Raw genomic sequence first — 21,192 nt, forward strand, 5'->3', positions numbered from 1 at the left:
GGGCGGCTTCGCCGCCGCCCCCGGCCGCGGTTACGGCACCGGGGTCGATGCCGTCGGAATGTTGTAGCCCCGCATGCGCAGGTATGGAGCCTGGCCGGCCAGATCGCTGGTCTGGTAGGTCGCCGTGATGGTGGCCGACTCCCCCGGCCACAGCGAGACGTAGTTGTCGGTGTAGCTCACCGGCAGCACCTCGTCGCCCCCGTTGCCGGCCGTGATCTCCGGTCGCAGGAAGAACGCGACGTTCGTCGGGCTGTTGTTGGTCATCGTGATGGTGGCGGTCTCCTGCCCACCGGAGACCGTCCGGGTCACGCCGGTCGCCAGGTTGGGGTTCGACGGCAGGCTGTTGAGTCCGGTGAGGTTGGCGTAGGTCTTGACCGCCGTCATGTACCAGTTCTTCTTGTTCGCCAGCACGTCGGGCTGGGTGGAGTACCAGTAGAGGTTGTTGCTCACGACCGCGCCGGCGGCGTCCTTGAGCTGCAGTCGGATGAAGTACGTCGCGGACAGACCGGTCAGCGCCGGCAGCGTGAGCACCTGGGTGGAGGCGTTCGCCGCCGCGTTGACCGGAACCGAGGTCGTGTAGGCCTGGGTCAGGCTCGGGATGTTGTACACCGTCGCCGTGGCGGTCAGACCAGTTCGCCCGCTCAGGGTGGAGTTGACGGCGTACACGTTCCTGGTCTTGTAGTCGTAGGCGACATGGACCGGCTCGTTGGCCTTCTTGCTGCCGAAGTATCCGCCCCCGGGCTTGAAGTAGTAGTCGTACAGGTTCCAGTGCACCGAGGGCCAGGCGTTGTTCAGCATCCAGAAGATGACCCCGAACGACTGGGTGTACTCGTGCGAGTTCCAGGCCTCGAAGAACGACTTGGTGTTCTCGTAGTTCTGCAGCTCCGACTTGCGGGAGTAGTCCTCGGCGCTCGCGGTGCTGCCGTACCGCTTGTTCACGCCGTCGGTGAAGACCTGGATGTTGTCGAACACGCTGCGCGGCTTGCCGGCGTGGTAGTTCCAGGTGGCGCCGATGGGCCACAGGTCGGCTGCGGGGATGAACTTCCGCAGGCTCTCCAGCGGCGGCGGCGCTTCGGTGCCCTCCTCGGCATTGGTGCCGAACGCGCTGCCCGACTGGCTGGGGCTGTCCCACCACAGCACCGGCGGCTCCCACTTGTACGGACCGTCCATCTTCATGCCCGCGTTGGCGTTCGACCAGGTCGCCACGTTGTCCACCGTCGGGTTCTGCCAGTGCAGCTTCGCAGCCGTGTTCTTGTACATGGTCAAGTGGGTGGCAGTCGGCGGCTGGTCGCTGCCGTAGTTCCACATGAACGGGCTGGCGTGGGCGCGCAGCGCCCGCAGCTGGCTCTCCAGCGACGCGTTGGCCACCTGCTCCTGCTCGGCCGTCCAGGTGTTGTCGTTCTCCCAGGCGCTGCAGCAGACGAAGCCCGGCATGATCATGACGCCGGCCTTGTCGGCCAGGTCGTAGAGCTCCTCGTTGCCCAGGGTCCCTTCCAGGCGAATGGTGTTGAGCCCCATGTCCTTGACGTACTGGACGTGGGTGGCGTTGGTCTTCGTGTCCCAACGCTGCAGCATGTCCCACATGTAGCCGCCGCCCCGGAAGAAGATGTTCTGCCCGTTGACCTTGTAGCCGACGAACGAGGTGCCGTTGACGGTGCTCCGGTAGTCGGTGAACTGGCGTACCCCAAAGTTGATCGACTTGGTGTCGGAGGTGGCGCCGGCCGCCGTGGCCGATGTCGAGAGCTGGTAAAGCTCCGGGCTGCCGAACTGGTAGGGCCACCACAGCGCAGGGTTGGTGACGTGCAGCTGTGGATAGCTCGCCGGGTCGAAGGCGACTTCACGGCGCTCGTTGGCGGCCAGGGTGACGGTCTGGCTGACCGAGATGGTCGGATAGCCCGCCTTGGTGATCGTCCCGCTGACCGTCGTCGTGACCGGGGCGTTGGTCGCGTTGACGGCATCGACGTAGACGGTCAGATCCGCCGCGTTCGTCGCCGGGAGCGGCAGGACCGACTTGACGTACGGATCCCGCAGCGCCACGGGCCCTGTCGTTTCCAGCAACGTCCTGCCCCAGAGGCCCGCGTTCATGTCAGGGGCCTCGGGATTCCAGTCCACCGTGCAGAAGGAGAGGTCCTTGCAGTCGTGGGCGGGCGGGGTCACCAGGATCGCCAGCGCGTTGAGCGCGCCGGGCCTGATCAGGTTCGTCACGTTGTACTCGTGCACCACCATGGTGCCGACCGCGTTGGCGTCGAGCTGGGTGCCGTTCAGCCAGATCTGGGCCCGGTAGCTGATCCCCTTGAAGCGCAGCCAGTACGCCTGGTCGGCGGTCGCGGCCGAGGCGGTGAACTGCCCCCGGAACCACCAGTTCTGCCCGGTCAGGTCGGGCACCGACCGCAGGTTCGTACCGACGTAGATGTTCTGGTAGACGTTGTTCGCGACCAGCCCGGCCAGGACGGTCGACGGGAGCGAGACCGGATTCCAGCCCGCGGTGCTGTAGCCGACCTGGGAGATGGTCGTTCCCGGGTCCGTGACGTTGTTGGCTGATCTCAACGCCCAACCGGCTGACAGCTCGGTCGATCCGACGGCGGCGGCGCTCGCGCTCGGCAGGTGGACCGCGCCGACGCCGGCCACGAGGGTCAACGCCACGAGCAGCGTCGGGAGCAGTCGACGTCTACGCCGGACAGGGTGGATGGCAGGGGGCGGTGGCATGGTTGGCCTCCTCGATCCAGTTGGAGGGAAGCGGTGCGCCGCTCGGTGCGACGCCTAGGAGCCGGTGGGCCAGGACACCTGCGTGGAGTGGTAGTAGTTGATCCCCATGGCACGCCAGCGCGGGCCCTGGGCGCCGAGCCGCTGGTTGAACGAGGTCCAGTCGTGGGTGCTCATCGGCGACCAACCCAGCTCGGCGATCGCCGGCAGGCGCGGGAAGGCCAGGTATTCGACGTCGGCCAGCGTCTCGATCGTCTCGGTCCACAGTGGCGCCTCGATCCCGAGCACCGACGTTGCGCCGACGCCCGCCAGATACGCCCCCGGGTCCCAGCCGTACGCGTCCTGGACGTCGATGTAGCCAGCCCAGCGCAGGCCGAGCCGGGTGCGGGAGTTGTACTTCATGTCCAGGTAGACGTGGTTGGCCGGCGACATGATGACCTTGGTGCCGTTCTGGGCGGCCGTCGCCACCGCGGCGTTGGACGTCGTGGTCCCCCAGAACTGGGCGACGGTCGACGATAGGACCGGGGCGTTGACGATGTCGTGCCAGCCGACGACGCTCTTGCCGTGCGCCGCGACGATCTGCTGCGCGCGGTTCATGAAGGTGGCGTAGTCGGCGGCGGTGGTGGAGCTCGCCTCGTCGCCGCCGATGTGCAGGTAGGGCCCGGGTGTGAGCGCGGCGATCTCGCCCAGCACCTGGTCGAGGAACGTGTAAGTGATCTCTTTGCCCACGCAGAGCGAGCTGAACCCGACCTTGGTGCCGGTGTAGAGCTTCGGCGCCACGCCGTCGCAGTTGAGTTCCGCGTACGAGGCGAGCGCCGCGTTGGTGTGGCCGGGCATGTCGATCTCGGGGATGATCATGATGTACCGGGCGGCGGCGTACGCGATGATCTGCCGGTATTCGTCCTGGGTGTAGTACCCGCTGGTGCCACCGCCGACCTCGGTGCTCCCACCGTAGATCGCAAGGTTGGGCCAGCTGTTGACGGCGATGCGCCACCCCTGGTCGTCGGAAAGATGCAGGTGCAGCCGGTTCACCTTGTAGAGCGCGATCTCGTCGATGTATCGCTTGACCACCGACATCGGGAGGAAATGCCGTGCGACGTCGAGCATCGCGCCCCGGTGAGCGAACCGGGGGTAGTCGACGATGCGCCCGCCGGCCACGTCCCACGGCCCGGGCTGCACCGTCGGGCTTTCCACGGCAGCGGGTAGCAATTGGCGCAGGGTCTGGACGCCGGCGAACAGGCCGGCCGGCTCGTTGGCGCGCACGGCGATCGACGCGTCGGTGACGTCCAGCTGGTAGCCCTCCCCACCGACAGCCGTCGGCGCGCCGGACAGCAGCAGCGCGATGCCGTCGGTCGGGGTGGCGCTCGGTGCGTCGACGACCGGCATCGGATAGCCGGTCGAGCGGCGCACGATGGCGGCGAGCTGGCCGGCGATGTCCGCCGCCGCTGTCGAACCGGGCTCGGTGTAGATCGTCGTCGTCGCTGTGATCCGGTAGGTCACACCGCCTGTCGGGGTCGCGATGACCGGTGCCGGCACGACCGATGCCGGCGAAACGGCCGTAGTCCCGGCCCGGGCGACGGTGGCAACGGCGGGACTCCCCCAGACGCCGCCGGTGGAGACCACGAGCATTACGGTGGTGAGGAAACAACGTACGCCGCCGATGGTCATGGCTGCCTCCGGAGCCTACCGATGCCGCAGAAAGCGGACTGCGACTTCCAGCCGCGCATCGACCTTCATCGTTAGGGTCAACGTAGTCGGCATTTTTTCGTAAGGCAAGCTACCTAACAATCTTTACCCGGCCGGGATGGCTGGGCGTGCCCATGACCGTCGCCGCCGGATGGGTGATCCCCTTCTTCGGTGTCACCCTCTGCCATGGACATCACCCCGGCGCCCTTCGCGTCGTTCGTGGTGGCCACCACCGACGGGCCGCCACCGGTCGGCTCGACGCGGACCATTCCGCGCAGGGGGTCAAGGCAGCGCCAGCTTGGGCGCGATGTGCCGAATCTTCGGCCCGCTCGGGCCGTGATAGTCAAGAACAATGTCGGGTCCGTGGTCCGGGTCCGCATGACCGCCGCTGGTCTGCCCGCTCTCGGGGGTGATCGGGCCTCCCGTGGTCACGCGAATACTGACCTGGCACACCTCTTCGTCGCTCGGTGCGAGCGTCCCGCTGGTGATCACCATGACGGTCGAACCGCCGGCTTCGTGATCGGATGACGTGAGGCGGGTGGCGTTCGGTTGGCTCGGATTGGAGGCCAAGCAGCGGCAGGCGCGCCCCCGAGCGTGCAGAGCACGCGTCAGGTGGCCCACGAAGGCGACCTGCGAATCGGGGCAGGCCACCGCGACACACAACCCCTTGCCGGCCGCCACCGCGATGATCGCGTCAGCGACGGTCGCCAGCATTGCCCGCTCCCGCGCGGTGGCGGTGAGATCGGCGGTCACTATCGCACCCTCCAGTCCGAGCTGGTGGGACACCGGCCCGTCAGCGCGCAGGTCCACCGCCGCAACGTTGCGGTCCGGCGCAGGCCCGCCCAGCTGCCCGTTGACCGCGCGGCCGACCTTCATCCCTACGTCAAGAACAGGCGACGTGAATCCCTGTGCTGTTACGTGACCCGGTGCTGGGCCGCGCGATGTTGCTCCGCCACGTGACGATCAACGGGGCGACCTTGGGCCACGCGGGGCGGCCCGACCCACGGCCGGCGGCGATGACGGCCCGGCCGACCGGCTACGTCTGGTGGTGTCACAGGTGGGCGGCCCACTCGGCGAGGGCGGTTTCGCTGGTGCAGTGGTCGAGGCCGAGGAGAGCGGCGCCGTGCAGCGGCCCCTGGTCTCCGTGTGCGGCGTCGACGACGGGTGGGGATTGGGCGCGGTGGAAGGTCATGAGGCCGTCGGTGTAGGCCGCGTCGAAGGCGGCGGAAGCGGTGTTGCGGATGGCGGGACCGAGCCCGCCAAGGGTGATCAGGTCGGGGTCGTGGATGTTGGCGAGCCCGGCGATGCCGGCGGCGAGGGACTGCGCCACGGTGCTGACGGCCTGTCGTGCGCGGGGGTCGTTGGCGGTGCGGTGAAGGACGTGGCGGGCATAGCTGCGCGGGTCGGCGGGGGCCGGTTCGCCGAGGTGGCGGGCGAGAGCGCGGCCATCCACGTCGAGGTCCCAGCATCCCCGGGCGCCACAGGGGCAGCGTAGGCGGCGGTCGCCGAACGGAAGGTGGCCATATTCACCGGCCGCGCCGTGAGCCCCCAGTACGGGTTGTCCGTCGATGGTGAGGGTGCCGCCGATGCCGACTTCGACGATCAGGTGCAGGGCGGTGCCGGCGGTGGTGGCGGCGCCGGTGCGGGCTTCGGCGACGCCGGCGAGGGTGGCGTCGTTGCCCACCAGCAGCGGCACGATGGCGTCACCGGTGATGCTGCTCAGGTCGACCGGCCCCCAGCCGAGAGTTGACGCCTGCACGAGATGCTGGTCGTGGAGTGTGGCGGCGACCGCGAGGGAAACCGCCCGCAGCCGCTCGCCGTACCGGGCGCGGGCGCGATCAACGGCGTGCCGTATCTCGCGCAGCACCGCCGTCGGCTGCCGGCGGCGGTGCGTGTGCCGCTGCGCCTCGTGCAGCATCCCGTCGACGGTCGCCACGGCGTGGCGCCAGTCCTCCTGTCGCAGGTCGACGGCGAGCACTACCGGCCCGTCGTGGTGCGGTTGCAGCACGGTGGTGGGCCGACCGCGCCCACTGATCGGGGCCGGCGCCTCGGTGAGCAGTCGCAGCTGGCGCATGCGGGCGGTGATCTCGGTGGCGAACCCGCTGGCCAGGTGCAGCTCGCGGGCCATCGCCGCTCGGGTGATCCCGGGCCGACGGCGCACGACGGCCAGCACCTGCGACGCGGTGTGCCACCGGGCCGCGTCGGCGCGCTGCCGAGTAGAGCTTGCCATGAGAGGGCCATACCACCTTATCCTCGTCCCACGAGAATATTAGAGGAGCGTGGTCATGGACCTGTCAACGGTCGGTGCGGTGCTGCTGGACATGGACGGCACCCTGGTGGACTCCGACGCCGCTGTCGAGCGAGCCTGGCGGGCATGGGCGGCCGAGTACGACGCAGACCCCGGGGCGGCGCTCGCAGTCGCGCACGGCCGCCCGGCCGATGGCACCGTACGCCTGCTGCTGCCGCACGCCGACGACGCGGCGGTGGCCGCCGCGGCGGCGCGACAGTTGGCGTTGCAGTACGACGACCTGTCCGACGTGACCGCCACCCGTGGCGCACTCGAGCTGCTGGCGACGCTGGCCCGGCTCCGGTTGCCGTGGGCGGTGGTGACCAGCGCGGACACCCAGCTGGCCAAGGCACGCCTGACCGCGGCAGGTATCGACCCGCCGGTGCTCGTCACCGTCGACGACCTCACCGCCGGAAAGCCCGACCCGCAGGGCTACCTGCGCGCCGCCGAACTGGTGGGCGTACCGCCGGCTCGGTGTCTGGTCGTCGAGGACGCCGACGTGGGTGTGCAGGCCGGACGCGGCGCGGGCGCGATGACGGCCGGGCTCAAGGGCGTGGACGCGGACCTGCGTATCGATGATCTGGCGCAGCTGGCGCAGCTGCTGGCCGGGCAGCCGCCGATGGCGTCATGAGACGCCGGACCTCGGCAAGCGAGACGGCCACGCCGCTGCGGTGCGACGCCGGCCTGCAGGCTGGCACCGCGCAGGCGGCTCTGGGGTTCGTCCTCACCAGCCTGGGCGCCTGTATCGCCCTGCTCGCCCGCGACTTGCACATGCCGGCGGAGCGAGTCGCGGGCCTGTCCGCCACCTTCGGCGTCGGCCTGGTGGTCGTCGCCGCGGCCGGACCGAGCCTGCTGCGCCGCGGACCGCACCTCACGCTGCGCGGCGGCGCCCTGTTGACCGCCACCGGCAGCGCCCTGCTCGCCGTCGCGCCGACGCTGCTGATCGCCATCGGCGGCGCGTTGCTGCTCGGCATCGGCGGCGCCGCCATCGTGCTGGTCACCCCGGCGCTGCTGGCAGGCCCGGACACCGCGGTGCGCCTCACCCGCGTCAACGCCGCCTCCAGCACCGCTGCGGTCATCGCTCCCGCCGCCATCGGCGCGGTCGAGATCATTGGCGCCAACGGCCGGCTCGCGCTGCTGGCCACCGTCGCGCCCCTGCTCATGCTGGCCACCATCCGCCCGGCCGCCACCGAGGCGCAAACTTCCACGACCACCGCGCGTCCCGCCCTGGGGCAGATCGCGCGGCACTGGAGCAGCGTGGTGCTCGCCGTGGCTGTCGAATTCTGCTTCACCATCTGGGCGGTCGCTCGCCTGCACGACACCGGAGTCTCCACCGCCACGGCGGCCCTGCTCGGCAGCTCCTTCCCCGCCGGCATGGCCGTCGGACGCCTCCTCGGACCCCCGCTGCTCACCCGCCTGCCCGTCATTCCGGTCGGCGGCGCCCTCGTCGCCGCCAGCACCCTGGCCATCGCCGCGACCCACCACGCCGCCGTGGTCACGGGGGCGCTCACCCTCGCCGGCATCGGCGTCGCAACCCTTTATCCGGTCACTCTCGCCACCCTCGTGGCCACCCCCGACCTGGCACCACACCACGCCGCGTCCCTGGGCGCCCTCGCCTCTGGCGTCGCCATCCTCACTGCCCCTGCCGCCCTGGCGGCCCTGAGCAGCAACGTCGGCCTACGCACCGCCTTCCTGATCACCATCCCGCTGCTCGTCGCCCTCCTCGCCCTCCATCCGCAAGCACCTCGCGCCGCCGAAGCGCCGCGCTTTCCGGGCACACCGGGCCGTCAACAGACCATCGTTTCTTGAAGATCAGCCAGCCGGTCCGAACGAGCCCGATCGAACCGCCCTGGGGCTGCCTGGGCATCAACGAACGCTGACTTTGATCTTGTCGAAGTCGGGTGCCGCCGAGTTCGGGTTGAACATCTTCAGCGTGTTGGGCCCGGGCCGGAGAGGCACCGTCACGACCATCGTGCCGACACTGCTCCACCCGCCCGTGCCCGGGAAGGTCAGCGTCATCGGAGGCCCGCCGTTCACGCTGACCTGCCCCACTCGCGGGGACTCACCGTTGACGTAGGCGATCGTCACGGTGGCCGAGCCGCCCGTCCGGGCGGTCACACCATTGAATTGCAGCGTCCCCATACCGCGGCCGATGTTGCCCACCTTCTTGTTGCCGGAGCAGCCGGGGCAGGTGTAGATCCGGATGTTCGCCAGCCCGTTCGCCGCCGACTCGGCCTCGTACGACGTCACGACCAGCGGTGCGGGCGGGGTGGTGTGCGCCGGTGGGGCGGGCGGCGGAGCCGCGGGTGGCGCCGCGGACCGGGTCTCCGCGGATCCGACGCGCACATCCCCGGGGGCGTCGACAGGCGTGGACGGGGTCGGGGCGGTGGTGGCGTGGTAACCCTCGTCCGCCCTCACCGCGCCGGTCGAGGGAGGGCCACCCGCCGCGGTCGGCTGCCCGCCGTCGAGATCCGAACTGACCGCCGCCAGCGTCAGCACGACGGTCAGGTAGCCGACTCCCACGACCGTCAGCAGGCGGACCGGTCCAATCCGCCAGATGCCCTCAAGACCGGATCCATGACGTGGACTCACCCTCGCGCTCCCCTTCGCGCCGGCTTACGCCCGCGCGGATGCCCCGCAGGCGGGCGTTACAGGTGACACCCGATTATATTGGCGCTGACCGATTCTCACCGCCCGGCACCTGCCTCTCCAAGCAGGTACGGAGCGTGCACGCGTGCATTCCGTCAATCGGGCCGCGCCAGCCTTGCTTACGGCTACCGTACGTTAACGTGACCAACTCTCGGGTTACCGCCGCGACGCTCAGCGCCATCCTGGGTCTGCCCGCTGTCGCGATCATGCCACCAACGCGAGCGGCAGCCGCGCCGTACGTGCCATGCCCGGCCGTCAAGCCGCCGGCACCTCCGCCCACCGCGCCGTCGCCGCCACCGGTTGACCCCACCCACCGGGCAGTCGGGGGGCAGGCGCTGGCGACTGCGGGACTGGCCATTCCCGCGGGTGCGCCGATGGCGCCAGCAGTTACCGCCACCTCGTGGCTCGTGGCGGACCTCAACAGTGGCGAGGTCCTGGGTGGGTGCGGCCCCCACGAGCACCGAACCCCAGCCAGCGTGCAGAAGCTGCTGCTGGCCGCGACCCTGATGCCCCGCCTCGATCCGGCCCAGATGGTGGAGGTGAACCGGGCGGATCTGCGCGATCTCGATCCGGCCAGTTCGCTGATGGGGGTGGTGGAGGGCGGCCGGTACTCGGTCGAGAGCCTGTGGCTGGGACTCCTGCTCAGATCGGGGAACGACGCGGCCAACGTGCTGGCTCGCGTGGGCGGCGGCGCCGCCGGTAGGCAGGGCGGAGTGCAGGCAATGAACGACGAAGCGCGCCGGCTGCGCGCGTACCAGACCCACGCCGCAACGCCCTCGGGCCTGGACGGCCCCGGTCAATACACCAGCGCATACGACCTCGCGCTGATCGCGCGAGCCACCTTCGCCCGCAAAGACTTTCGGCGATACGCGGCAACTACCGTGGCGCAGATACCGGCACAGCCGGGAAACCCGGCATTCGAGATCACCCACGACGCCACGCTGCTGGGCCGCTACCCCGGAACGCTGGGGGGGAAGACGGGTTTCACCGACCTGGCTCGGCAGACGTACGTCGGCGTGGCCGAACGCAACGGCCGTCGGCTCGCGGTGACCTTGCTGGGAGCGGAAACCGCGCCGCTGGGTAGCTTTGGAGAGGCCGCGGCCCTGCTCGACTGGGGCTTCGCCCTTCCTCCCGACGCGTCCGTCGGCCGCCTGGTCACACCCGAAGAGAAGAAGTATGACCGTCCCGTAGTCCCGGTCAAAGGCGAGCGCCCTGGTCGGGCCGGGGAGTCGTCATCGTTCTCGTTGCCCACCGGGCTCGGCATCGGCGCTGCCCTCGTACTGGCCGTCCTGATCTGGGCGGCTCCGTGGCGGCGCAAAAGTGCGCGGCGAGGAACCGGCCAACGGTGGGGCGCTCCACGTCTGTCCCGCCGGGCGCAGGACAGCGCCGGCTCGGATGCCGTATGTGGAGTCGGTGGCGATGGTGCCGTCGGGCATGTCGAGCCGGGCCCGGCCTCGACCCTTGACAGCCCGTGACCGGCGGGGGTGGGCGCGCCGGCCGGTCCGTGGCATGTGAGGATGCGGCGCATGCGCGCCGTGATCTTCGACGAGTTCGGTGCCCGACCCGAGGTCCGCGACGTCCCGGACCCGGTGCCGCCGTCCGGAGGCGCGGTCATCCGCGTCGAGGCGACCGGGTTGTGCCGCAGCGACTGGCACGGGTGGCAGGGACACGATCCCGACATCCGCCCGCCACACGTCCCCGGCCACGAGTTCGCCGGCGTCGTCACGGCGGTCGGCGCTGACGTACGCGGCTGGCGGCCCGGCGACCGGGTCACCGCGCCCTTCGTCTGCGCGTGTGGGCGGTGCCCGGCCTGCCTCGCGGGCGACCAGCAGGTCTGCGAGCGGCAGACGCAGCCCGGCTTCACCCACTGGGGCTCGTTCGCCGAGTACGTGGCGGTGCACAACGCCGACGTCAACCTGGTCCGGCTCCCCGACGACCTGGACTACCCCGCCGCCGCGGCGCTCGGCTGCCGCTTCGCCACGGCGTTCCGGGCCGTGGTCAGCCAGGGGCGGGTCGCCGCGGGCGAGTGGGTGGCGGTGCACGGCTGCGGCGGGGTGGGGCTGTCCGCGGTGATGATCGCGGCTGCGTGCGGCGCGCAGGTGGTGGCGGTCGACGTCGCCCCCGGCGCGCTCGAGCTGGCCAGGAGCTGCGGGGCCACGGTCTGCCTGGACGGCAGTGCCCTGACCGGACCCGGCGCGGTGGCCACGGCGGTCCGGGAGGCGACCGGCGGCGGCGCCCACCTGTCGCTCGACGCGTTGGGCAGTCACGCCACCTGCACCGCCTCGATCGAAAGCCTGCGGCGACGTGGACGGCACGTCCAGGTCGGACTCCTCCCCGCCACGCAGGGCCGACCGGCCCTGCCGATGGAGCTCGTGATCGCGTTCGAGCTGGAGCTGCGGGGTAGTCACGGCATGGCCGCGCACGCCTATCCGGAGCTGCTCCGGCTGGTCACCGCCGGCGTACTGCGCCCCGCCGAGCTGATCACCCGCACCGTCGGCCTCGCCGACGTCCCCACCGCGTTGGCCGCGATGGACCGGCCGGCTCCCGGCGGAATGTGCCTCATCGACCCCCGGTGAGCGGGCGTGCCGCACGACGTTCGCCGAGTCGACCTACCTGAACCGGGACGGGCCGACCGGCCCCCTGTTCGCACCCCGGTTTCCCCTGAGGCTCCGGGCTCCTCGCGATGCCGGCGCTGCCGCACGGTGCGCCCGTGACAGCAGCGCCGGCGTCGTTCCGCTCGGATGACCCGATGCCTCACCAGATGATCGCGGCGACCACCGTACTGACGACCAGTCCCGTGACCACGGGCAGGAACAGCTTGCGGGCGAGGTCGACCACGGACACCCCGCAGAAGGTGGCAACGGCGATCAGCGACGACCAGATGACCAGCGTGCCGCCCCCGGTCCACGACGCGCCGTTCTGCGCGATGGCGGCGAGCGTGGCGGTGTCGACTCCGGCGTGGGGGCTGAGCGCCTCCGAAAGGGAGCCGGTGAGCGGCAGCCCGGCCCAACCTGATCCGTCGAGGCCGACCGTCATGCCGGCCAGCAGGACGGCGAGCATGATGACGAACGGGTTGTTCGGGATGTGGTCCTCGACGCTGCGGATCGCGTCGAACAGGAATCCTGGCGCCGTCGTGCCCTCTGCCAGCCCCATGATGCGGCCTGAGAAGTCCGAGATGCCGATGAAGACGAACCCGGCGATGGGGATGACGACGCCCATCGCCTTGAACGCGAACGAGAGGCCGTCGACGACGTGCTCGGCACAACTCTCCAGGGACCGGACTCCGTCGCTGGTCACTGCCACGGCGAGGAGCAGCAGCGCGGCCAGGCCGCCGACCAGCGGAGCCCCGGCGCCGTCGTCGACCGACACCAGGTCGGTGAATCGACCGAGCAGCATGTACACGAGCAGCGCGCCGAAGGAGACGGGTACCAGGACGGCGAACAGCTTGGCCCGCCAGTTCTGTCCGCGCTGGTCGGAAGGATCATCGTCGAGCACGGCGTCGGTGGTTGTCGCTTCCCCGTCCTCCAGCGCCTCCCGCGGCGGCTGCTTCGTCGCCAGGGCGTGGCCGAGCTGCTCGGAGGTCCCGCCCGAACCGCTACCCGCGACCACCGCCGCGGGGGCGAGTTCGGCGCGAGGCGCCACACTCGTCGACATCGCGGGGCTGGGCTCGGTCGCCGCCAGGCTCGGCCGGCGGCGACGCACCGTCATCAGGTAGCTCATCGCCAATGCGACGATCCCGACGACCCACGACAGAACCAGGGCCCGATCGGCGATCAGGTCCGCCGACACGTTGGCGCCGCTCGCCGACAGGGCGGGCGCGACACCGATGACGTAGTCGGAGGCCAGTGCCATGCCCTGTCCGGCGATGGCGATCGCGATCGCGCCGGCCATCGGGGACAGGCCCGCTCGGATGGCGGCCGGGAGCAGGATCGCCGCGATCAACGCGAGGGTCGGCGTGGGCCAGAAGAACAGCGCGAAGACGTAGGTGACGACGAACAGGACGAGGTAGGCGATCGGCCCGTTCACCATCAGCCGACGGAACGGCGCCACCATCCGGTGTTCGGCCCCGATGGCTCGCAGCGCAGCGAGCATCGCGGTGACGAGCGCGATGATGAGGAAGATGTTGAACAGCTCCGAGGCGGCCACCAGACTGGCGCGGAACACCGACGCCACTCCCCCGGGCACGCTGCCGGTGAAGGTAACGGCGGTGAGGAAGGTCGCGGCGATGGCGGGGACGACGACGTTCTTCCGGGCGACCATGACGACGATCAGTGAAGCCAGACCTGCCAGGTACACCCAGTGCGCTGGCGTCATTTCCATTGTTGTCTCCTAGCTTGCTTGCTCGGAGTGACTGAGGGGTGTGGCCGCGACCGTCGTCGCAGCGGCGCGAACGCGTGCGGCCTCGGCGAGTGGCAGCAGGTGTTCCTGCGCCATCGTCCGTCCGTACTCACGCAGTGGGCCCGTGCCCACGCTGTTGATCGGGATCGAGACGACCCGGTCCCGGAACAGGACGACGTCGACGTTCGGCAGTAGTGCGGACAGTCCGAACGCCAACGGAAGTCCGTTCTCGAAGACCTCCGAGGCGTGGGTGCTGCCCACCAGTACGTTGAGGCCGCGCGCTGCCGCACTCGCCACCACGGCCGAATCCGGTGCGGCAGCGCTGATGCTGAAGATGACCGTGGAGATGGCCGGGTACTCGGCGAGCAACTGGGCGAGCTGCTTCTCACCGAACCCGGTGTGCGGGAAGGCGTGCAGGACGACCTCGCCGAGGGGATCGTCCGGGGCGCCCGCGAGCACCCGCATGCCCGGGGCCGTGACGCTGTCCACCAGCTCGGCGCACTGGCGGACGGCGCGTTCACCGGCGAGGATGCGCAGGTCCAGGGACCGCTCCAGGCCCGCGTTGAGCCGGGCGAGCACGTCGCCGACCGTGGTGACTCCCGGCAGCGGCCGGCCGACCATGACCACCAGCCCATGCACGCCGTCGTACGCGGGGTTGACGTAGAAGGGCCGGTGCCCGTGCAGGTGCGCCATGCCGGGGTGCAGTCCGTGGAAGGCTTCGTGGCACTCCAGCACCGCGACCCCGTAGAGCGAGAGGTAGTCGGCGAGCGCGACCCCGCCGGAACTCGCCGCGTCCGCGATCGGGTGGTGTGCCACGATCGCGTCCACGCCACTGGCGTAGGCGAGTTCGATGTGGTGTTCGGTGATGGTCATGGCGACCGCGAGCCGCCGCACCGGTCTGTCGGAGGCCCCCCAGACCAGGCCGGGCCGCTCGGTCACCGCCTTGCCGGGAATTCCCGAGTCCTTGCTGATCACCCACGGGTTGCGGCCCCCCTCGGAGCTCGTGACCCGGCCGCCGGTCAACCCGTCGAGGGCCGCGACCACGTCGGCCACGGTCGGACAGGTCTGCGACACCGCCTCGTTCGTCACGCGTTTCGTCCGCCTTTCCATTGACGTCAGTGCGACACGCACTGAACCTGGTGCGGCGGAAGCAAAAAGAGCTGCCACCGCTCGGACTCGGCGGCATGCGCGAACACGCGCAGACCGCCAACCGCCATCGGCGACAGCTGTCGGGCTCTTCGGGACGGAAGCTCCCTCGACCGTTCGTCGGCTCTGAATCACGACGTCCTCGTCGGCCCGTACCTGCAGGAACAGCGCCTCAGAGGTTTGTGATATATAACGGCGCTCGCCGGAGGGTGTCAAGGTCTCGACCGACCCGTCCGACCCTCATTACAGTCGCGCCATGGATCCCTCAGGCAGCACACCACCGCGGACGCCCGGAGAGCTCAAGCAGGAGATTCTGCGCGTTTACAACGCCGTGAACCAGGCGATCGCGGGCGTCGGTGTGAGTCGGCAGCGGGTCGACCTCATGGATGACCGCATCCTCATCCTCGCCCAGCACCAGCGCGTCAAGGCGCTCGCGACGCTGGATCCCGCCCGCCGCGACATCACCCGCGAGGTGGACGTGGCTCTGCTGGACGAGGGCAAGCGGCGGCTGGCCCAGGAGCTCAAGGACAGGATCGGGCTTCCGGTACGCGTCGTCCTCAAGGACTACGACCCGAACACGGAGATCGCCGCGACGGTCGTGGTTCTCGACGCCCCGTTGTCCCTCACCGAGTCCCGGCGCCACCAGTGATTGCCGGCACCGGGTCGATCCGACATCGTCGCTGACGTGCCGTTGGTCGACGCACATCAGCGACGAGGCCGTTCGCGAGGGCTACCCGCTGAGCCCCAGTTCCGCGACGTGCTTCGCGAACGCTTCCAACGCCGCCGCGCCGACCGCCTTGTCCTGCTCGCCGTTGCCGCCGCTGACCCCGACGGCGCCGACGATCTGGCCCTCGTACTCGATGGGGAACCCGCCGACGAAGATGGCGAACTTCCCGGGGTACATGTGGCTGATCCCGAACGCCTCGTTGCCCGGCAGCGCGGGGCCGTTCGGCGGCTCGTTGAACTTGTGGGTCGCCCGCTCGTGCCCGGCCGCGGTGAACGCCTTCGCCATCGCGATCTCGACTCCGGTGAGGCGGGCACCGGGCAGCCGATGCAGCGCGAGCACATGGCCGCCGTCGTCGCAGACGCAGATCGTCTGCCGGACTCCGATCTCCTCCGCCTTCGCTCGCGCTGCGGCGAGCATGGGAAGCGCGTCGTCGAGCGTGATTCGGTAGATCCTGTGCACCTTGCCTCCTCTGCCCACTACCGGGCCGTCCGTGCGACCAGCCTGCCGGTACGCGGAGGGCGCGAACAATGGCTAGACTGCCGCGATGCGGCGGGGGAAGCTTGTGCAACCTGTCCAAGGAGTTGTCATGACCGACCCATCGGCAGAGGCACTTCACGGCCCGCCTGGCGACGTGGACCCGCAGCACCTGACGGTGGGCCGGCTGCTGCAGGAACGGTTGCTCCGCCCGGCCCGTACGACGGCGTCCGCCCAGCTGCTCGACGCCGCCGTCACCTGGTGCCTGCCGTGGGACGAGGTCCAGACCAGCGTCGACCCCCTGCCCGGAGTTGTCGTCCATGCCCGGGCCGAGCAGGTCCGACCGGCACTGCTTGCCGGTCTCGGCCGGCGCAGCGCCGCGGCGATCGTCGTCGCCGGCGGCGCCGGCGATCTTCCCGACCCGGCCTGCGGGCTGCCGGTGATCCACGTCGGTGCGCACGTCGGGTTCCGTCAGCTCAGTCAGCTGGTGGCGGAACTCGTCCTGGCCCGGGACACCCACGTCCTCCGCTACGGCCTGAGGGTGCACCGCTCGCTGGTGGAGTTGCTGTACCGCGGGGCCGGGTTGGCCGCGCTCGGGCACCAGATGGCCCGGCTGTCCGGGTGCACGGCGGCCATCCTCGACCCGCAGTACCGCGTCCTGGCGTTCGAACCCAGCCGCGACCGCGTGTTCGAGGCGGCGGCGGTCGCGGACGCGCTGCGCGAGGACGCGTCCGGCGTGACGGCGGACAGCGCGTCACCGGGTCGTGACGCCGCGGCGGGACCAAGGCCGGCCGCTACCGAGCAGCCGCCCGCCGGGCCCCAGGTTCGGACGCTGCTGATCGACGGGATCAGCGCGACGTGCGTGCTCAATCCGATCCTGCTCAGCGGTCGCCACGACGGCTGGGTGGTCATCGTGGAGTCGGCCGACCCGCCCAGCCCGCACGAGGTCGCGCAGCACCGCGTGGTCGTCGAGCAGGCCGCCACCATCGTAGGCACCGAGATGCTGCGCCTGCGCAGCGTGGAGCAGGCTGAGGAGCGGGCGCGGGGCGACTTCGTCCACGCGCTGCTGCACGGCCGTTTCTCGAACCAGCACGAGTTGGAAGCCCGGGCGGCACACTACGACTTCCCGGTCGGGGCGACCTACGGCGTGGTCGTCGCGAACGGACTCGGCTCGGTCGGCAGCCCCGACTCCCCGACCGCCCTGTTCCAACTGGCCCGGCACGCGGCCCGCCTCGACGCCCGGCCGAACGGGCACACGCTGGCGACGGTCGTCGGCGACGTGCTCGCGGTGGTCCGGCAGGTCAACCCGACGGGCCGCCGGGACTCGCCGGACGCGCAGGACCGGGCGCTGGCGGACTTCGCCCGCACCCTGCAGGCGGAGTTGGAACGGAGAACCCAGCGCCCGGTGGCCGTGGCACACGGGCGCTGCGTCGGCGGCGCCGGCCGCATCTTCGACAGCTACCGGGAGGCGCGCATCGCGCTCGGGATCCGGAACCGTCTTGGCATGGACCAGGTCTGCGGCTTCCAGGACCTGAGGGTGTTCGCCGCCCTGGTGGAGCTCGCGGAGAGCCCGCAGGGGCGTGCCTTCGCCCGGGACATGCTGGCCCCGCTCCGCGACTCCCGCGCCGGCGGGAGCGGCTTGGAGCAGGCGGTCATCGCCTACGTCGCATCCGGCGGCAACCTCAACGCCGCCGCGCGGGAACTGCACATCCACCGCAACACGATGCTCTACAAGCTCGACCGCGCGTCACGGCTGCTGCAACTGGATCTGCGGGAGGCCGAGCACCAGTTCGCGGTGTGGCTGGCGCACAAGCTCAACCTGCTCGCCGAGACGGTGACGGCCGTCGACCGCGATCTCAGCCCGACGTAGTGGCCGGCGACGTCCGGTCGGTGTCGAGCGGGGACGGGTCAGGGCCGGCGAAGCTGACCACCAGCCCGACGGCGGCGATCACCGTGCATCCGGCGAAGAGCAGCAGCAGATTGCCGTGCGGGTAGACGACCGCCACCCAGGCCGCGCCCAGCGCCGACCCGCCGAAGCGCATCATGTTGAACAGTCCGAGGGCCGCGCCCGATCTGCCTGCGGGTGACCGGGTCGCCCCGGCGGCGGAGGGTGTCTGGACGAGGGCCACCCCCACACCCACCGCGAGAAGCAGCGCGACGAGCAGCGCGGTGCTCCGGCCGGCGTTGCCCGCGTACAGCCCCAGCAGCAGTTCCGCCGTGCCGAGCAGGACCAGACCGGTGCGCAGGATCCAGCGCGGCCGGCCGCGTTCGCTGAGCAGGCCGACGACGGGGGCCAACACGGCCATGGCGGCGGGCAGGGCGAGTACCAGCAGACCGGTGACGGCGGTGGCCCACCCGAGGGTCCCGGTGACATACAGCGGAACCGCGACGAGCGTGGCGGCGAGGCAGAACATCTGGGCGGCCGCGGCGACCGTGCTACGCAGGAATCGTGACTCGACGATGAGACGCGGCCGGATGATGGGCGCCGCCGCGTTGGCGGAGGAGATGACGAAGATCGCCAGCAGGCCGACGCCCGCCACCGCGAGCGTGACGGTGAGCCAGGTCGGCACCACGTGCTGCGGGACGGCGGTGGCGGCCGTCATCACCAACGCGGCACCGAGCGTCAACGACACCGCGCCGGGCCAGTGCAGCGCGGTGGCGTGCCCGCGGTCGTCCGGCACCACCAGGACGGTGGCGACGAGCAGGATCACCGCCACCGGCGCGAGGCACCAGAAGATCGCCCGCCAGCCGGCGAGGTCAGCCAGCAGACCGCCCAGCGGCGGGCCGATGGCCTGTCCGATCCCGTTGGCGGCCGCCCAGGCGCTCATCGTGCGGGTCCGCTGGCTCGGCCCGTAGATGCTGCCGAGCATGCCCATGACCGCCGGCGGGTAGGCCGCACATGCCATGCCCTGCAGGGCGCGCATCGCGACGAGGACAGGCAGCGACGGGGCCAGCGCCGCCCCCACCATGGCGACCGCCATGAGGGCCAGGGACGCGATGACGGTACGGCGTCGTCCGAACCGGTCGCCCACCCAGCCGCTCAACGCCATGCCCGTGGCGAGGACCAGGACGAAGCTGCTCACCACGAGCACGCCGGAGGACAGCGAGACGCCGAGATCGGCGGTGATGTCGCGCAACGGCACATTCAGCACATTGTTGATGACGGTGCCGAGCAGCGTGGCACCGAGCAGGGTCAGCAGTACGGCGGGTCCCGCCCGCTTTCGCTGCGGCGGAGCCTCGAGGGCCGGCGTAGCCAACGACGGGGCGCCTCCAACCCGCAGCCGGGTGTCCCGCACGTCCCGTCCTTCCCGTCGTCTGCGCAGATCACATACCGTTCGAGACTGCGCCGTGACCGTCGGATGACGCTACGGCACCCTGCACAATCTTTGACCGCCGGCCTGTGCACATGGCTGATAGACGCTGACCTTGCACACGCGGAGTCTGACGTGCAATCAACTCCCTGCAAGAGGCAGTGAGGTAGCAGATGCAGCTAACGGCGGCCCACTGGGTCTATCTAGCCGGCGTTGTCGTCATCATCGCGACGATGATCGCCAGAAAGAACATCGTAGTCCCGGCCGTGGTCGCGACCCTCGCGACCGCGCTCGTCTTCTCGCACAGCGTCATCCGCGGGCTCTCCGCGGTGTTCAACGCCAGCCTCGTGGCGGCAACGAACCTGTTCAACATCTTCCTGATCATCGCGCTCGTGACCGCGATGCTGCACTCGTTGCAGGCGATCGGCGCCGATCGGAAGATGGTCGTCCCGTTCCGAGGCGTGATGCGCAACGGCCACCTCGCCTTCTGGACGCTGGTGGTCGTCACGTACTTCATCTCGCTGTTCTTCTGGCCGACCCCGGCGGTGCCGCTGATCGGCGCGGTGCTCATCCCGGTGGCGATCCGCGCGGGTCTGCGGCCGATGGCCGTCGGCCTGGTCGTGGCGATCGCGGGCCAGGGCATGGCCCTCTCCTCCGACTACGTCATCCGGGTCGCCCCCGGGCTGTCGGCGAAGGCGGCGGGAGCGGACGCGAACGTGGTCGCCGACCGCGCCATGGTGCTGTCACTCGTCGTCGGTGGGGTCGCTCTCGCGGTCGCCTACCTGATGGAGTTCCGCACGATGCGCCAACCAGACCCGGCCCTGCTCGTCGAGTGGGAGTCGACGGCAGACGGCAGCGGTGAACGCGCGAGGGACCTGGCGGTCACCGAGCGGGAGCGCGAGCTGGTCGGCGCGGGCGAACGGCCGGCCGGTGGCGGGGACGTCCCGTCCCTGCGGGGCGGACCGCCGACGACCGGGCACGGCGTCGCGCTACGGGAGGAGTACGACGAGGAGCTGCGGGACGGCCCCGAAGAGTCAGCCGGCAGCTACCGCGGCAACCCCCTCGTACCGACCTTCTTCGCCATCTTCGTGCCGGTGGCCTACCTGGCGCTGATCGTGTACATGGTGGTCGCGAAGTTCTCCGACAGCGTGCCCGACCTGCGCGGCGGCGACGCCGCCGCCCTGGTCGGCGGCATCGCGGCCCTCATCGTCTTCCTGGCGGCGCTCGCCGGTGACGGCAAGAGCTTCCTGGAGAGCTCCGCCGAGCACGTGGTCAACGGACTGGTGTTCGCGTTCAAGGCCATGGGGGTCGTCCTGCCGATCGCCGGCTTCTTCTTCATCGGCAACGGCGACTTCTCCGGCCAGATCCTCGGCACCGCCGATCCGGCGAAGGGGCCGGCGTTCCTGTACGACCTGGTCACGGCGGCGCAGAGCCACATCCCCCACAGCGGCTTCATCGCGGCCTTCGGCATCCTGCTAATCGGCATGATCGCGGGCCTGGAGGGGTCGGGCTTCTCCGGACTGCCGCTGACCGGGTCGCTGGCGGGCAGTCTCGGCCCGGCCGCCGGGATCAGCGCCGGGACGCTCGCCGCCGTCGGCCAGATGGGCAACATCTGGTCCGGCGGCGGCACCCTGGTCGCCTGGTCCTCACTCATCGCCGTCGCCGGTTTCGCCCGGGTGCCGGTGATCGCCCTGGCGCGCAGGTGTTTCATTCCGGTCGTCAGCGGGCTCGTCGTGGGGACCATCTTCGCGGTGGTCTTCTTCCCGTAGTGTCGGCAACACGAAGTGCGGAGGCGGCGGAGCAGCCATGCCCGCCGCCTCCGCCGTGCCGGCACCGCACAACCGGGCTCTGAACCGGGGACTTCCCTCCAG

15 protein-coding genes and 1 pseudogene are annotated in these 21,192 nt (G+C 70.6%); 7 read left to right on the forward strand and 9 right to left on the reverse strand.

The window, feature by feature from the left end; genetic code table 11:
* Positions 1-30 precede the first annotated feature (30 nt).
* The 4 genes from GA0070613_RS25950 to GA0070613_RS25965 all read right to left on the reverse strand — a co-directional run bounded on the left by GA0070613_RS25950 (position 31) and on the right by GA0070613_RS25965 (position 6,619).
* A complete protein-coding gene (locus GA0070613_RS25950) occupies positions 31-2,706 on the reverse strand; it encodes a glycoside hydrolase family 2 protein (RefSeq protein ID WP_089014665.1) in 2,676 nt (891 codons plus the stop codon).
* A gap of 54 nt (positions 2,707-2,760) precedes the next feature.
* Positions 2,761-4,239: a beta-N-acetylhexosaminidase gene (locus GA0070613_RS25955; protein WP_231929476.1), complete on the reverse strand. Its 1,479-nt coding sequence runs from the start codon at positions 4,237-4,239 to the stop codon at positions 2,761-2,763.
* A gap of 432 nt (positions 4,240-4,671) precedes the next feature.
* Positions 4,672-5,142, reverse strand: a complete 471-nt coding sequence (locus GA0070613_RS25960; RefSeq protein WP_157746539.1) for a hypothetical protein — start codon at positions 5,140-5,142, stop codon at positions 4,672-4,674.
* Positions 5,143-5,440: 298 nt separating this feature from the next.
* Positions 5,441-6,619, reverse strand: coding sequence for an ROK family protein (locus tag GA0070613_RS25965; RefSeq protein ID WP_089014668.1), 1,179 nt, complete (start codon positions 6,617-6,619; stop codon positions 5,441-5,443).
* A gap of 55 nt (positions 6,620-6,674) precedes the next feature.
* Here GA0070613_RS25965 and GA0070613_RS25970 point away from each other — a divergent pair, with 55 nt between their 5' ends.
* Both GA0070613_RS25970 and GA0070613_RS25975 read left to right on the forward strand, forming a co-directional pair.
* Positions 6,675-7,307, forward strand: a complete 633-nt coding sequence (locus tag GA0070613_RS25970; protein ID WP_089014669.1) for an HAD-IA family hydrolase — start codon at positions 6,675-6,677, stop codon at positions 7,305-7,307.
* Positions 7,304-8,485 (forward strand): MFS transporter, encoded by a 1,182-nt coding sequence (locus GA0070613_RS25975; RefSeq protein ID WP_089014670.1) that lies wholly within the window; start codon positions 7,304-7,306, stop codon positions 8,483-8,485. Before GA0070613_RS25970 ends, GA0070613_RS25975 begins: the two co-directional genes overlap by 4 nt.
* Positions 8,486-8,542: 57 nt before the next feature.
* Here the strand turns inward: GA0070613_RS25975 and GA0070613_RS32405 are convergent, their stop codons facing one another.
* Entirely contained in the window at positions 8,543-8,926 is a 384-nt protein-coding gene (locus GA0070613_RS32405; protein ID WP_157746540.1) for a carbohydrate-binding protein, read from the reverse strand.
* Between the two features lie 539 nt (positions 8,927-9,465).
* Here GA0070613_RS32405 and GA0070613_RS25985 point away from each other — a divergent pair.
* Together GA0070613_RS25985 and GA0070613_RS25990 are read left to right on the forward strand one after the other, a co-directional pair.
* Positions 9,466-10,665 (forward strand): annotated as a pseudogene (locus GA0070613_RS25985) (D-alanyl-D-alanine carboxypeptidase family protein); the annotation flags it as partial.
* 186 nt (positions 10,666-10,851) lie between these two features.
* Entirely contained in the window at positions 10,852-11,901 is a 1,050-nt protein-coding gene (locus tag GA0070613_RS25990; protein ID WP_089014672.1) for a zinc-dependent alcohol dehydrogenase family protein, read from the forward strand.
* Positions 11,902-12,079: 178 nt separating this feature from the next.
* On the opposite strand, the gene GA0070613_RS25995 is transcribed toward GA0070613_RS25990, so the two are convergent.
* On the reverse strand, positions 12,080-13,645 hold the full coding sequence (locus GA0070613_RS25995; protein WP_197698994.1) for a hypothetical protein: 1,566 nt from the start codon (positions 13,643-13,645) through the stop codon (positions 12,080-12,082).
* A 9-nt stretch (positions 13,646-13,654) separates the two neighbouring features.
* Positions 13,655-14,752, reverse strand: coding sequence for a Nif3-like dinuclear metal center hexameric protein (locus GA0070613_RS26000; RefSeq protein WP_197698995.1), 1,098 nt, complete (start codon positions 14,750-14,752; stop codon positions 13,655-13,657).
* 313 nt (positions 14,753-15,065) lie between these two features.
* Between GA0070613_RS26000 and GA0070613_RS26005 the strand changes: the two genes are divergently transcribed.
* Positions 15,066-15,458: a Na-translocating system protein MpsC family protein gene (locus GA0070613_RS26005; protein ID WP_089014674.1), complete on the forward strand. Its 393-nt coding sequence runs from the start codon at positions 15,066-15,068 to the stop codon at positions 15,456-15,458.
* A gap of 81 nt (positions 15,459-15,539) precedes the next feature.
* On the opposite strand, the gene GA0070613_RS26010 is transcribed toward GA0070613_RS26005, so the two are convergent.
* A complete protein-coding gene (locus GA0070613_RS26010) occupies positions 15,540-15,995 on the reverse strand; it encodes a GlcG/HbpS family heme-binding protein (protein WP_089014675.1) in 456 nt (151 codons plus the stop codon).
* Positions 15,996-16,122: 127 nt separating this feature from the next.
* On the opposite strand from GA0070613_RS26010, the gene GA0070613_RS26015 reads away from it, so the two are divergent.
* Positions 16,123-17,880, forward strand: coding sequence for a PucR family transcriptional regulator (locus GA0070613_RS26015; protein ID WP_157746542.1), 1,758 nt, complete (start codon positions 16,123-16,125; stop codon positions 17,878-17,880).
* On the opposite strand, the gene GA0070613_RS26020 is transcribed toward GA0070613_RS26015, so the two are convergent.
* Positions 17,867-19,306 carry an MFS transporter gene (locus GA0070613_RS26020; protein WP_089014677.1) on the reverse strand — a complete coding sequence of 480 codons (1,440 nt, stop codon included), beginning with the start codon at positions 19,304-19,306 and terminating at the stop codon, positions 17,867-17,869. The two genes, GA0070613_RS26015 and GA0070613_RS26020, sit on opposite strands and share 14 nt — an antisense overlap.
* A 248-nt stretch (positions 19,307-19,554) precedes the next feature.
* On the opposite strand from GA0070613_RS26020, the gene GA0070613_RS26025 reads away from it, so the two are divergent.
* Positions 19,555-21,090 carry a hypothetical protein gene (locus tag GA0070613_RS26025; RefSeq protein ID WP_231929477.1) on the forward strand — a complete coding sequence of 512 codons (1,536 nt, stop codon included), beginning with the start codon at positions 19,555-19,557 and terminating at the stop codon, positions 21,088-21,090.
* Positions 21,091-21,192: the final 102 nt, after the last annotated feature.

The sequence above is a fragment of the Micromonospora inositola genome (assembly GCF_900090285.1).
GTDB lineage: Bacteria > Actinomycetota > Actinomycetes > Mycobacteriales > Micromonosporaceae > Micromonospora > Micromonospora inositola.